This window comes from Rhodopseudomonas palustris, assembly GCF_013415845.1.
Taxonomy (GTDB): Bacteria; Pseudomonadota; Alphaproteobacteria; order Rhizobiales; family Xanthobacteraceae; genus Rhodopseudomonas; species Rhodopseudomonas palustris_F.
The window spans coordinates 3,023,243-3,037,036 of the sequence record NZ_CP058907.1; the positions used below are offsets into that span (position 1 = coordinate 3,023,243).

Annotated in this window: 11 protein-coding genes; 7 read left to right on the plus strand and 4 right to left on the minus strand. The window is 65.4% G+C overall.

Going from position 1 to position 13,794, the window contains the following annotated elements; all coding sequences use genetic code 11:
* Positions 1-83: 83 nt before the first annotated feature.
* On the plus strand, positions 84-1,031 hold the full coding sequence (locus HZF03_RS13830) for a septal ring lytic transglycosylase RlpA family protein (RefSeq protein ID WP_119018703.1): 948 nt from the start codon (positions 84-86) through the stop codon (positions 1,029-1,031).
* A gap of 28 nt (positions 1,032-1,059) precedes the next feature.
* Here the strand turns inward: HZF03_RS13830 and HZF03_RS13835 are convergent, their stop codons facing one another.
* Positions 1,060-2,007 (minus strand): alpha/beta fold hydrolase, encoded by a 948-nt coding sequence (locus tag HZF03_RS13835; RefSeq protein WP_119018704.1) that lies wholly within the window; start codon positions 2,005-2,007, stop codon positions 1,060-1,062.
* 144 nt (positions 2,008-2,151) lie between these two features.
* Here HZF03_RS13835 and HZF03_RS13840 point away from each other — a divergent pair, with 144 nt between their 5' ends.
* The 6 genes from HZF03_RS13840 (at position 2,152) to HZF03_RS13865 (ending at position 8,383) form a co-directional block, all read left to right on the plus strand.
* Positions 2,152-3,393: a D-alanyl-D-alanine carboxypeptidase family protein gene (locus HZF03_RS13840; protein ID WP_119018705.1), complete on the plus strand. Its 1,242-nt coding sequence runs from the start codon at positions 2,152-2,154 to the stop codon at positions 3,391-3,393.
* A gap of 2 nt (positions 3,394-3,395) precedes the next feature.
* A complete protein-coding gene (gene tmk, locus HZF03_RS13845; protein ID WP_012496241.1) occupies positions 3,396-4,088 on the plus strand; it encodes a dTMP kinase in 693 nt (230 codons plus the stop codon).
* Positions 4,085-5,140 (plus strand): DNA polymerase III subunit delta', encoded by a 1,056-nt coding sequence (locus tag HZF03_RS13850; protein WP_119018706.1) that lies wholly within the window; start codon positions 4,085-4,087, stop codon positions 5,138-5,140. The genes tmk and HZF03_RS13850 overlap by 4 nt, the downstream gene beginning before the upstream one ends.
* Before the next feature lie 80 nt (positions 5,141-5,220).
* Positions 5,221-6,765 (plus strand): methionine--tRNA ligase, encoded by a 1,545-nt coding sequence (gene metG, locus HZF03_RS13855; protein ID WP_119018707.1) that lies wholly within the window; start codon positions 5,221-5,223, stop codon positions 6,763-6,765.
* A gap of 3 nt (positions 6,766-6,768) precedes the next feature.
* Positions 6,769-7,557: a TatD family hydrolase gene (locus HZF03_RS13860; RefSeq protein WP_119018708.1), complete on the plus strand. Its 789-nt coding sequence runs from the start codon at positions 6,769-6,771 to the stop codon at positions 7,555-7,557.
* A gap of 25 nt (positions 7,558-7,582) precedes the next feature.
* On the plus strand, positions 7,583-8,383 hold the full coding sequence (locus HZF03_RS13865) for an MBL fold metallo-hydrolase (protein ID WP_119018709.1): 801 nt from the start codon (positions 7,583-7,585) through the stop codon (positions 8,381-8,383).
* A gap of 191 nt (positions 8,384-8,574) precedes the next feature.
* On the opposite strand, the gene HZF03_RS13870 is transcribed toward HZF03_RS13865, so the two are convergent.
* Genes HZF03_RS13870 through HZF03_RS13880 form a run of 3 tightly spaced genes read right to left on the minus strand, consistent with a single transcriptional unit; the run spans position 8,575 to position 13,194 of the window.
* Entirely contained in the window at positions 8,575-10,224 is a 1,650-nt protein-coding gene (locus tag HZF03_RS13870) for an acyl-CoA synthetase (protein ID WP_119018710.1), read from the minus strand.
* A 54-nt stretch (positions 10,225-10,278) separates the two neighbouring features.
* Positions 10,279-12,162 (minus strand): TRAP transporter large permease, encoded by a 1,884-nt coding sequence (locus tag HZF03_RS13875; RefSeq protein ID WP_119018711.1) that lies wholly within the window; start codon positions 12,160-12,162, stop codon positions 10,279-10,281.
* 12 nt (positions 12,163-12,174) lie between these two features.
* Positions 12,175-13,194 carry a TRAP transporter substrate-binding protein gene (locus HZF03_RS13880; RefSeq protein ID WP_011158333.1) on the minus strand — a complete coding sequence of 340 codons (1,020 nt, stop codon included), beginning with the start codon at positions 13,192-13,194 and terminating at the stop codon, positions 12,175-12,177.
* Positions 13,195-13,794 lie beyond the last annotated feature (600 nt).

Sequence of the window (13,794 nt, forward strand, 5' to 3'; positions counted from 1 at the left end):
GATGCCGGAGTGGGCGTGCATCGGTCGCAGCTGGGGAAGCGCCGAGTTGGGCGGTTGGCTGCGGGAATGGTATTCGGGGACTCATGGGGATTCGCGAGCGAGATTCCAAAGGCCGTGCCGCGCGTGTCGTGCTCGCTGCGGGTGCCTGCCTTGTCCTTGCCAATTGCGCCCAGAACGGCCAATTCAGCCGGATAGATCCGAAATACGGCGTGTCATCAAGCCCGCGCGTGGTCGCCTTCGGCGAGCCCGTGCCGAAGGGCGGCGGTACCTATCGCGTCGGCAAGCCTTACGTCGTTGCCGGCCGCACTTACGTTCCTGAAGACAATCCGCATTACCGCGCCGAGGGCTTGGCGTCCTGGTACGGCGATGACTTCCATGGCCGGCTGACGGCCAACGGCGAAGTGTTCGACATGGCGTCGCTGTCGGCGGCGCATCCGACCCTGCCGATCCCGAGCTACGCCCGGGTGACCAATATGGCCAACGGCCGGTCGCTCATCGTGCGCATCAACGACCGCGGCCCGTATCACGGCAACCGACTCATCGACGTTTCGAACAAAGCCGCCGAACTACTTGAATTCAAACACAGAGGCACCGCGAAGGTGCGGGTGGAATATGTCGGCCGGGCGCCGCTCGAAGGCTCCGACGACCGGCAGTTGATCGCAACGCTGCGGCAGGGCGAACCGGCGCCGGCTCCGACCGGGGTTCGCATCGCGTCGGCCAAGCCGTTCGTGCCGGACTTCGGCAGCGCGGGCGCCAGCAGTGGCGGCGGACGCATCCGCGGTGACATTCCGCTGCCGGAAGGGCGTCCGTACTCGCTCGGCAACACCTCGATGGACGTCGCCTCCGTCGGCGCCACCACAGAAGTCTCGGCGTCGCGCAGTACCCGCTCGAACCGGCAGGCGCTGGCACCGAACCCGCGTGCGGTATCTTACAACGTCGGCTCCGAAGAGGCCGATGCAGAGCCGGCCAGTGCGTCGGTCCGGCGCAACGACGAGATCGGCAACCTGCTGTCGGCACGCGGCCTTTATTGAGCGGCTCGATCCAGCCGCTCCAACCGCCTCAGTAGTTCTCCTTCAGAAATTCGATCAGCGCCGCATTCACTTCGGCAGGCTTCTCCTGCTGGATCCAGTGTCCGGCACCATCGATGATCAGCTTCTGCTTGAGGTTGGGCAGCACCCGGTTGATCGCGGCCAGATGCTTGCCGCTCATTTTGTCCGAAATCACCGGATCGTTGCTGCCGGCAATGAACGCCGCTGGCTGGTGAATGGGCGCGCCTTGCCACGGCGACGTCAGCTCCCAGTTACGGTCGATATTCCGGTACCAGTTGAGGCCGCCGCGAAAACCACTCTGTTTGTATTGTTCGATGAAGAAAGCCAGCTCTGCCTCGGTCAGCCAGGGCGGCAACGGAAGCGATGCCGCCGAGCGGCCGATGAAGCCGCGGCCCTCCGGAACGAACAGCGAGCGCCCCGGGTCGGCGAAGCCGCCGCACAGCATGCCGCGCATCGTACTGGCGACGTCGCGCTCGAACTCGGTCTCGGCGACGCCAGGCTTCTGGAAATACTGCCAATAGAAGTTGGTGATGCCCGCGGCGCGCAGCTGATCCAGCGGCGGGCCTTTACCGCGCCATGGCGGCGGCACGCTGAGCCCCGCCACGGCGGCGAACAGATCTGGCCTGAACTGGGCCGCGTGCCAGGCGACCGGCGCGCCCCAATCATGGCCGATGATCGCGGCACGGGTCTCGCCGAGCTCGGCCACCAACGCCACCATGTCGCCGACCAGATCGAAGATGCTGTAGGCTTCGACCGCCTGCGGCGCCGAGGAGCGGCCGAAACCGCGCATGTCCGGCGCCACCACATGATAGCCGGCGTCCGCCAGCGCGCCGATCTGATGCCGCCACGAATATGACAGTTCCGGCCAGCCGTGACACAAGACCACGAGCGGACCTTCGCCCTGTTCGCGCAGGAACAATTCGATGCCATTGGCCGTGATCGTGCGTGTGGAAGCCATGGTGTATCCGCCCTGTTTGTTGCTTGAGTTTGTCTGGAAGCGAGCTTGCGCTCACGGTAGGATCGATCGTCCGTCACCACAATCGAAAACGGCCGCGCCGGTTGCACGGCCGGCGGTCGTAACGCTGCCCTGGAAATCCCGTCGATGTCCGTCCTGACTTCGCTGCTTTCTCCGCGCTCGTCCCTATGGCGCGGCCTGTTGGCGGGCCTGATCGCAGTCGCGGTCGGGGCAGGGCCGGTGACCGCTGCCAATCAGAGCGTGCAGGGCGCCAAGAAGGACGATTCCGGTTTCGAGGCCCAGGCGCCGAGCGCGATCCTGGTCGATGCCGAGAGCGGCAGCGTGCTGTTCGAGAAGAACGCCGACGAACTGCGCGCGCCGTCGAGCATGATGAAGCTGATGACGGTCGAGACGGTGTTTCATCTGCTCAAGACCGGCGAATTGCAGCTCACCCAGGAATACCGGGTGAGCGAGAACGCGTGGCGCAACGGCGGCGCGCCGGCCGGCGGCTCGACCATGTTCGCCGAGATCCACAGCATCATCTCGGTCGACAATCTGCTGCACGGCGCCGTCATCCAGAGCGGCAACGATTCCTGCATGGTGCTGGCCGAGGGGATCGCCGGCAGCGAAGCGGCGTTCGTCGAGCAGATGACCAAGCGGGCGCGCGAGATCGGGCTGACGCAGTCGACCTTCGCCAATTCCACGGGGCTGCCGAACCCCGACAATAAGATGAGCGTGCGCGAACTGGCGAAGCTCGCCCGGCACATCATCCTGACCTACCCCGAATACTACCCGCTGTTCGGCGAGAAGGAATTCACCTGGAACAAGATTCGCCAGACCAATCGCAATCCGCTGCTGAATGCGATGCCGGGCGCCGATGGTTTCAAGACCGGCTACACCAAGGAGGGCGGCTACGGCATGGTCGGCTCGGCGGTGCAGAACGGGATGCGGCTAATCGTAGTGGTGAACGGTCTCGATGACGCCGACGACCGCGCCAGCGAAGCCAAGAAGTTGCTGGAATGGGGCTTCCGCAATTTCGAGTCGCGGTCGCTGTTCGCCAATGATGCCACGATCGGCTACGCCCGGGTGTTCGGCGGTGAGAAGCGCTACGTGCCGCTGACGCCGGCCGAGCCGGTTCGGGTGATGGTACGCAAGAACGGCAGCGACAAGCTGATCGCGCGGATCGTGTATCAGGGACCGGTGCCGGCACCGGTCGAATCGGGTCAGCGGGTCGGGATGGTCCGGGTGTGGCGAGGCCCCAACCTCGCGGTTGAGGTGCCGCTGAAGGCGGCCGAGGCCGATCCGGTCGGCTCGACGATGCGGCGGGCGCTTGATGGAGCCAGCGAGCTGACGATCGGCCTGGTGCGGGCCGGCATGGCAAAGCTCTGACCATGGTTCAAAAGAAGCCGATAAATCGTTCATTGCGCGGGCGCTTCATCACCTTCGAAGGCGGTGAGGGCGCCGGTAAGTCGACCCAGATCAGGCTGCTGGCGAAGCGACTGGAGAAGGCGCGACTGCGCACGCTGGTGACCCGCGAACCGGGCGGCTCGCCGGGCGCCGAGGCGATCCGCAGCGCGCTGCTGGCCGGCATCGGCAAGCTGATCGGCGGTGCCGATGCCGAAGCGCTGCTGTTCGCCGCCGCCCGCGACGACCATGTCCGCACCCTGATTGAGCCGGCGCTGGCACGCGGCGAATGGGTTCTGTGCGACCGCTTCTACGATTCGACCCGGGCGTATCAGGGCAAGCTCGGGGCCGTCAGTCTGGATCTGCTCAACGCGCTGCAGCAGGTGACGATCGGCGACATGAAGCCGGACCTCACCGTGATCCTCGATATTCCGGTCGAGATCGGGCTGGCGCGCGCCGCGGTACGCCGCGGCAGCGAAACACCGGACAGGTTCGAGTCCGAGGCGATCGACTTCCACCGCGGACTGCGCGAGGTGTTTCGCCAGATCGCCGCGCAGGAGCCGGAGCGCTGCGCGCTGATCGACGCCAATGCCGAGCCGGAGGAGGTCGCCGACCGCATCTGGCAGGCGGTGCGACTGCGGCTGCTGGAGCCAGCTCGTGCCGGGGCGAAATCGGCATGAGCACGCGCAAGGCGAGCTCGAAGGCGGCGGCGCCGGAAAGCACTATCCGGCATCCGCGCGAGACCACGGAGCTGTACGGCCACCACGCCGCCGAGCAGGCATTGCTCGACGCCTATCGCGGCGGCCGGATTGCCCATGCCTGGCTGATCGGCGGTGCACAGGGGATCGGCAAGGCGACGCTGGCGTACCGTATGGCGCGGTTCGTGCTGACGCATCGCGAGCCGCAATCGGACGCGGTGCAGAGCGCAGCCTCGCTGGCGATCGACCCCGATCATCCGGTGGCGCGGCATATCGCGGCCGAGGCGCATGGCGGCCTGCTGACGCTGGAGCGCTCGGTCAACGACAAGGGCGTGCTGCGCAACGTCATCACCGTCGATGAATCGCGCGAGACGATTTCGTTCTTCGGCGCCACTGCGGCGATCGACGGCTGGCGGGTGTGCATCGTCGACACGGTCGATGACCTCAACGCCAACTCGGCCAACGCGCTGCTCAAGGTGATCGAGGAGCCGCCGCAGCGCTCGCTGTTCCTTTTGCTGTCGAATGCACCGGCACGGGTGCTGCCGACCATTCAATCGCGCTGCCGCAAGCTGATGCTGCGGCCGCTCGCGACCGCCGATGTCATCGCGGCCGCGGCGGATGCGGCCGGTCTCGAGCGCGATGATCCGCAGCTTGGCGAAGCGGCCGCCGCGTCCGAAGGCAGCGTCGCCCGCGCGCTGATGCTGATGGGCGGCGGCGCATTGACGCTGCAGCAGACCACGACCGCGTTGCTCGACAGCCTGCCCAATGTCGATCCACGCGCCCTGCATGCGCTCGGCGATGCGATCGGCGGCACCGACCGCGCGACCTTGGCTGCGTTCGTCGATGGTGTCGACCGCTGGGTCGCGGCGCGGCTGCGCACGCCGGACCCGAACGCGGAACTGCCGCGCCTTGCACGGCTGGCGGAGGTATGGGAAAAGATCGGCCGCGCCGCACGCGACACCGAAGCCTATAATCTCGAGCGCAAGCCGCTGGTATTTTCGGTGTTCGGGCTTCTCGCGGAGGCGGTGCGCTGACGCCGACCCGGCGACCGATCGCCCGGCATGGTCAGCGCCGCCGCGCTCAACCGATCCAGATTTGAAAGGCGTCCGCGCAGATGGCGCAGCGAAATTCATTCTACATCACCACCGCGATCGCGTATCCCAACGGCGCACCGCATATCGGCCACGCCTATGAGGCGATTGCGACCGACGCGCTGGCGCGGTTCCAGCGGCTCGACGGCAAGGACGTGTTCTTCCTGACCGGCACCGACGAGCACGGCCTGAAGATGATTCAGACCGCGCAGAAGGAAGGGCTGACGCCGCAGGCGCTCGCCACCCGCAATGCCGGTCGCTTCCGCGAGATGGACGACCGGCTCGGCGTCTCCTACGACCGCTTCATCCGCACCTCCGAGGAGCAGCATCACCGCTCGGTCCAGGAAGTCTGGAAGCGGATGCAGGACAAGGGCGACATCTACCTCGACAGCTATTCCGGCTGGTACTCGGTCCGCGACGAAGCCTACTACGCTGAAGACGAAACTGTCGTCGGCGACGACAAGGTACGCCGCGGCCCGCAGGGTACGCCGGTCGAATGGGTCGAAGAGAAGAGCTACTTCTTCAAGCTGTCCGCCTATCAGGACAAGCTGCTCAAGCTGTACGAGGACCAACCCGACTTCATCGGCCCGGACTCGCGCCGCAACGAGGTGATCAGCTTCGTCAAGAGCGGGCTGAAGGATCTGTCTGTGTCGCGCACCACCTTCGACTGGGGCGTCAAGGTGCCGGGCGATCCGGAGCACGTGATGTATGTCTGGGTCGACGCGCTGACCAACTACATCAGCGGCGTTGGCTTCCCCGACGAGAACGACAAGAACTGGCACTACTGGCCGGCGGACGTGCATGTCATCGGCAAGGACATCATCCGCTTCCACGCGGTGTACTGGCCCGCGTTCCTGATGTCGGCGGGCATCCCGGTGCAGAAGCGCGTTTACGCCCACGGCTTTCTGTTCAACAAGGGCGAGAAGATGTCGAAATCGGTCGGCAACATCGTCGACCCGTTCAATCTCGCCGACCAATACGGCGTCGATCAGGTGCGCTACTTCTTCCTGCGCGAGGTGCCGTTCGGCTCCGACGGCAGCTACAATCACGAAGCGATCGTCAACCGTATCAATGCCGACCTCGCCAACGATCTTGGCAATCTGGCGCAGCGGTCGCTGACCATGGTGGCCAAGCAGTGCGAGGGCAAAGTGCCGGAGCATGGCGCGTTCAGCGAGACCGATAGCGCGATCCTCGCAATGGCCGACGGCATGATCGCGCAGGCGCGGAACGCGATGGCAACGCAGCAGATCCATCAGGCGCTGAACGCGGTGTGGGCGGTGGTGGCGGAAGCCAACCGTTACTTCGCCGGCGAAGCACCGTGGGCACTCGCCAAGACCGATCCGGCGCGGCAGAAGACGGTGCTCTACGTCACCGCCGAAGTGCTGCGGCAGATCGCAATCCTGGCCCAGCCGGCGATCCCGACGGCGGCGGCGAAACTGCTCGACATTCTCGGCATCGCCGAGGGGCAGCGCGACTTCGCGGCGCTAGCGACCCGGATCGTGCCGGGCACGCCGCTGCCGGCGCCAGCCCCGATCTTCCCGCGCTACGTCGAACCGGCGACCGCGTAAGCCATGCTGGTCGACAGTCACTGCCATCTCGACTTCCCCGACTTTGCCGACGACCTCGCCGGCATCGTCGCCCGGGCCGAGGCGAGTGGGGTCGGGCGGATGGTGACGATCTCGACGCGGGTTCGGAAGCTGCCGGACCTCGTGGCGATCGCCGAACGGTTTCCCAACGTGTACTGCTCGGTCGGCACCCATCCGCATCACGCCGACGAGGAAGACGGCATCACGACGGACGAGCTTGTGAAGCTCGCCCAGCACCCGAAGGTGGTGGCGTTCGGCGAGGCCGGGCTCGATTACTTCTACGAGATGGGCTCGCGGCCGGCGCAGGAGCGCGGCTTCCGCGCCCACATCGCTGCCGCGCGCGAAACCGGGCTGCCGCTTGTGATCCACACCCGCGAGGCGGACGAGGATTGCGGCAAGATCCTCGAAGACGAGATGGGGAAGGGAGCCTTTCGCGCGGTGCTGCATTGCTACACCGGCGGCCGCGACCTCGCGATGCAGGCCATCGATCTCGGACTGATGATCTCCTTCACCGGCATTCTCACCTTCAAGAAATCGCAGGCCTTGCGCGATCTCGCCGCCGAGCTGCCAGCCGACCGCGTCCTGGTCGAGACCGACTCGCCGTATCTGGCGCCCGGCAAATATCGCGGCAAGCGCAACGAGCCGTCTTACGTTGTCGAAACCGCCAAGGTGCTGGCTGAGGTCCGGGGCGTGTCGCTCGACGAGATCGCCCGCCAGACGACCGAGAACTTCTTCCGCCTGTTCGGCAAGGTGCCGGCGCCCGCCGCCGCATGACGCCTTTGACAACCGGGGTCGCCGCATGACGCTGACGCTCACCATCCTCGGCTCGGGTTCCTCCGCCGGCGTGCCGCGCCCGGCACTCGGCTGGGGTGCCGCTGATCCGTCCAATCCGAAGAACCGGCGCCGTCGCTGCTCGCTGCTGGCCGAGCGCGTCACGCCGGACGGCATCACCCGGGTGCTGATCGACACCTCGCCGGATTTGCGCGAGCAACTGATCAGCGCCGACGTCGATCATCTCGATGCGGTGTTCCTCACCCACGAGCACGCCGACCAGACCCATGGCATCGACGATCTGCGCTCGGTGGTGATGGCGATGAAGCGACGCATCCCGGTCTATCTCAACAAGTCGACCGGCGAACACGTCCTGTACCGCTTCGCCTACTGTTTCGAACAGGCGCCCGGCAGCTCGTATCCGGCAATCCTGGAGTCGCGTAGCATCGAGGCCGGCGAAAGCAAGACCATCGCCGGCGCCGGTGGCGACATGACGCTGACCGCGTTCCTGCTACAGCACGGCGACATCCCGGCGCTCGGCTATCGCATCGCCGGCGCGGCCTATACGCCCGACGTCCACGACATTCCGGAAGCGAGCTTCGCCGCGCTCGAAGGCCTCGACCTCTGGATCATCGACGGCCTGCGCTACAAGCATCACGCCAGCCACTTCAACATCGAAACCGCGCTGAAATGGATCAACCGCTTCAAACCGAAGCGCGCTGTGATCACCAACATGCACGCCGATATCGACTACGAGACGCTACGCAAGGAACTGCCAGAAGGCGTGGTGCCGGGGTTCGACGGGATGCGCCTGGAGATCGCGGGTTGACGGCTGCGGCGCGAATAGCCGACAGCCTCTCGTTCGTCATACACTGTCCCTCGTCCTTCATTCCGGGGCGCGCCGCTAGGCGCGAACCCGGAATCTGAAACGCGCACGGCTTCGACGGCCCTTACTATTAGCATCACTAATAACCTCGAGATTCCGGGTTCGCGCTTCGCGCGCCCCGGAATGACGAAAACCTACTCCAAAATCGCCTTCGCCGACTTCACCTGGTCGCGCAGCATGAATTTCTGGATCTTGCCGGTCGACGTCTTCGGGATCGCCGAGAACACAATGCTCTTCGGGGTCTTGAAGCCGGGGAGGTGTTCGCGGCAGTAGGCGATGATCTCGGCTTCGGTGGCGCTGGCGCCGTCTTTCAGCTCGACGAAGGCGCAGGGGACTTCGCCCCATTTCGGATCAGGCTTGGCGACCACGGCGGCGAACAGGATCGCCGGGTGCTTGTACAGCACGTCTTCGACCTCGACCGACGAGACGTTCTCGCCGCCCGAGATGATGATGTCCTTGGAGCGGTCCTTGATGATGACGTAGCCGTCGGCGTCGAGGACGCCGAGATCGCCGGTGTGAAACCAGCCGCCGGCGAGCGCTTCCTTGGTGGCCTTCTCGTTCTTTAGATAGCCCTTCATCACGATATTGCCGCGGAACATCACCTCGCCGATGGTCTCGCCGTCGCGCGGCACTTCCTGCATCGTCTCAGGATTGAGCACGGTGACGGCTTCCTGCATCGGGTAGGGGACGCCCTGGCGACGCTTCAGCTTGGCGCGCTCGGCGACCGGCAGCTCGTCCCAACCGGGCTGCTCGGCGCAGACCGAGGCGGGGCCGTACACTTCGGTCAGGCCGTACACATGCGTCAGCTTGATACCGATGGTCTCGGCGCCGGCCAGCACCGCCATCGGCGGCGCGGCGCCGGCGATCAGGCCGACCACGGGCTTCGTCGGAACGCCCTTCGGCGCTTCAGGTGCATTGATCAGTGCGTTGTAGACGATCGGTGCGCCGCACATATGAGTGACGCCGTGCTTCGGGATCAGTTCGAAGATCTTGGCCGGATCGACTTTGCGCAAGCAGACGTTGATGCCGGCCGCGGCCGCGAGCGTCCACGGGAAGCACCAACCGTTGCAGTGGAACATCGGCAGCGTCCACAGATACACCGGATGCTGGCCGAGATTGCCGGCGAGAATGTTGCTGACGGCGTTGAGATACGCGCCGCGGTGATGCGTAACGACGCCCTTCGGATTACCGGTGGTGCCGGAGGTGTAGCCGAGCGAAATCGCATCCCACTCGTCCTCGGGGCGATGGCCGGCGAAGGTCGGATCGCCGGACGCGACGGCGTATTCGTATTCGAGTTCGCCGATACGGTGGCTGCCGGGATACATCTTGTCGTCGACGTCGATCACCAGCGGCTTCGGCTTGGTCATCAGCTTCAGCGCCTCGGCGACGACGCTGGAGAACTCCGGATCGACCAGGATGATCTTGGCGCCACCGTGATCGAGCTGGAACGCGATCGCAGCAGCATCGAGCCGAATGTTGAGCGCGTTCAGCACAGCGCCGGCCATCGGCACCGCGAAATGCACTTCGACCATCGCCGGCACGTTGGGCAGCATCACCGCGACGGTGTCGCCGCGGCCGATGCCGCTACGCGTGAGCCAGGAGGCGAAGCGCCGGCAGCGTGCGCGGGTCTCTTTCCAGGTGTAGTGCCGCCCCTCGTACACCACGGAGGTCATCTCCGGATAAACGTTGGCGGTGCGCTCCAGGAAGCTCAACGGCGACAGCGGCACGAAGTTGGCCGGGGTCTTGTCCAGACCGATGCTGTAGTGACCTTGCGGGGTGCTCATGACGATCTGCCTCTCACTTCACGACGGCGCCGCTGAAATCTCCCCGCAGCGCCTCTACAAGAATCCAATCGAGATCCACGGGATCGCCGCGACCACGATCAAGCCGATCAGCAGCGCCAGCATGTATCCCCAGATCGGGCGCATGCCTTCGGCGGGATCGACCCGGCCAATCGCGCAGGCTGCATAATAGCCGACGCCGAACGGCGGCGCGAACAATCCGATGCCCATCGCCAGGATCACCACCATGGCGTAGTGCACCTCGTGGATGCCGACGGCGCGGGCGATCGGAAACAACAGCGGCCCGAACAGCACGATCGCCGGAATACCCTCCAGCACGCTGCCGAGTATGACGAAGGCGACGATCGACACCGCAAGGAAGGTGGCGGAGCCGCCGGGCAGGCCGGTCATCGCCGCCGCCAGCGCCCGCGAGAAGCCGGACTGCGTCAGGCCCCAGGCCATGCCGGTCGCGGTGCCGATGATCAACAGGATCGCACCCGACAGCGCCGCGGTCTCGACCAGCATCGGCCGCAGCCGGCGCAAGTCGAACTTGCGGTACACCAGGATGCCGACCACCACGGCATAGACGATGCCGATGGTCGAAACTTCGGTGGCGGTGGCGACGCCTTCGACCACGGCGGCGCGGATCACGAACGGCAGCGCCAGTGCGGGCAGGGCGACGATGAACGCCTTGCCGATCTCGCTGCCGCGCGCGCGTTTGACGTGGCTGAGATCCTCGCCGCGATAGCGCCACCACACCAGGGCGCTCAGCATGATCGCCAGCACCACGCCCGGCAGCAGGCCGCCGGTGAACAGCGCCGAGATCGACACGCCGGTGACCGAGCCGATGGTGATCAGCACCAGGCTCGGCGGAATGGTTTCGGTCTGGGCGCCGGTGGCGGAGAGCAGGGCGACCAGATCGCCTGGCTTGGCGCCGCGCTCCTTCATCTCCGGAAACAGCACCGGCGCGACGGCGGCCATGTCGGCGGCCTTCGAGCCAGAGATGCCCGACACCAGATACATCGCGCCGACCAGCACGTAGTGCAGGCCGCCGCGGACGTGGCCGAGCAGGCTGGCGAGAAACGCCACCATCGCCCGCGCCATCCCGGTCATCTCGATCAACAGGCCGAGGAAGACGAACAGCGGCACCGACAGCAGGATGAGGTGGCTCATGCCCTCGTCCATCCGGCCGACCAGGATCAAGAGCGGCGTCGTCGTCGTCAGCGCCAGATAACCGTAGATCGCGAGGCCAAATCCGAACGCGATTGGCACGCCGGCGAACACGCAACAAGCCACCACGCCGACGAAGAAGATCACCAGATTGAGGTTGCCGAGCGGCTTGAACAGCGGCTGCGCCAGCCAGAACGCGCCAATCAGCAGCGCGACCGTCAGCGCAGCGCCAACGACCAGCTTGAGATCGCCGAACCGGATCAGCCGCAGAGCTGCGAACAGCGCCATCAGCGCGATGCCGACCGGCAGCGCCGCAGCGCGCCAGCTGTTGGCGAGCGACAGCGCCGGCGTGGTGATGTAGCTTTCCTCGTAGGCGTATTCGTAGGCCGGCGCTGCGATCAGCACCAGGAACGCCAGCGCCGCACAAATGCCGACCAGATCGAGCCAGGCACGCAGGCGCGGGGAGGCCCCCGCCACCATCGCGGTCATCCGCATGTGCTCGCCGCGCCGGAACGCGACCGCCGCGCCGAACATCGCCAGCCACAGAAACAGGATCGACGCCAGTTCGTCGGACCAGATCAGCGGGCTGTGGAAGACGTAGCGAGATACCACGCCGGCGAACAGCACGACAATCTCGACGACCACCAGGATCGCCGCCGGAATCTCGACCATCAGGCCGAGCGCAGCCTCCAGCGCGCCGATCAGCGTTTTACGCTGCGGCGCGTGGAGCCGTTCACCGGCAGTGAGCTGGGAAGCGTCGGCGCTCGCCATGTCGGCCAGCCGTTACGCCAGCTTGCCGACTGACTTCTCGAGCAGCGACCACGCCTGATCGCCGTATTTGCCTTTCCACTCAGCGTAGAAGCCGGCGCTGCGCAGCTTGTCGCGGAACGGCATCACCGGCGGCTGATTGAAGATCAGCCCCTTGGCAGTCAGCTCTTCCTTGACGGTGGCGTTGAGCTTGGCGGTGTCTTCGCGTTCCTTCACCGCAGCCGCGTTGATGTGCTTGGCGACGATCGTGCGCACGTCCGGCGGCAGCTTTTCCCAGGCGCGACGGTTGGCCAGGAACCAGAAGCCGTCCCACATGTGGTTCGTCAGCGAGCAGTACTTCTGGACTTCGTACAGCTTGGCGGCCGAGATCAGCACCAGCGGGTTCTCTTGGCCTTCGACCACCTTGGTCTGCAGCGCCGAATAGACTTCGCTGAAATTGATCGAGGCGGGGGCCGCATCGAACGCCTTGAACATCGAGGTCCACAGCGGCGACACCGGCACGCGAATCTTGAAGCCCTTGAAGTCGTCCGGGCCGTTGATCGGCTTGGTCGACGACGTGGTCTGGCGGAAGCCGTTGTCCCAGATCTTGTCCATCACCATCAGGCCGGCCTTCTGGATCTCGCCGCGGACATAGCCGCCGAGCTCGCCGTCCATGGCCTTCCAGACCGTCTCATAGTCCGGGAATGCGAAGCCGATGCCGTTGATCGAAGCTGCCGGCACCAGGGTCGACAGGATCAGGCCCGACAGTGTGAAGAACTCGACGCCGCCGGCGCGAATCTGGCTCAGCATGTCGGTGTCGGAGCCGAGCTGGTTGTTCGGGAAAACGTCGATCTGGACCTTGCCGTCGGTCTCGGCCTTGATCGCCGCCGACATCTCGCGGGCGCGAACGTTGAGCGGATGGGTGTCGGGCAGGTTGTTGGCGTATTTGTACTTGAACTCGGCCTCAGCGGCGCGCGCCACCCAAGGCGCACCAATGCCGCCGATCGCGGCGGCCGCCGCCGATGCCTTCAACAAGCTCCTGCGTGAAAAACTCATCTCGCTTCCTCCTGCCCGCGTGGTCTTTTTGTGAGAACGCACCCGAAATGTCGACGCGCCCTTGGTCATCATTTCGGCTGGTCCGGTCAAGCGATTTTGAGCCCGCCGGTGGATGGCGAGCGATCGGTCGGACTTAAGGTCACGGCTGGACGGTGGCGACTTTGGACGGCCTTTGGGCCGGTCCGGCCGGGGTTGGTCCGTGACGATCCGTCGGCGTTTGGTCCGCCGGACGGCCGGCGGCGAACAGCCCTGGGAAGCATCGGCTTGGGGCCAGCAGAGGCTTTGCCGGAGCCGCCGCGATGTGGCGGCCTTTGGGGCGAGCCTGGCCGCATCTGCGCAGCGCCTACAAAGATCGCGTGGCCCAGGCAATCATCGAGCGATATCCAGGCTCTCAGAGATTGCACGCACTTCGCAGGTTTGACTTTCTGTATGCCACATAAGCCTATGGTCAAACTGCTGTATCTATATATTCCATAATATACCTTATGCGAATCATGGATGGGGTCAAGCAGACTGGCGGGCGTGCTCGGTGTTGCGCACCCCATAAGACTGCACTTCACCCCAAATGAACGTCGCGACGCATCCCATAAGACCGTCGTG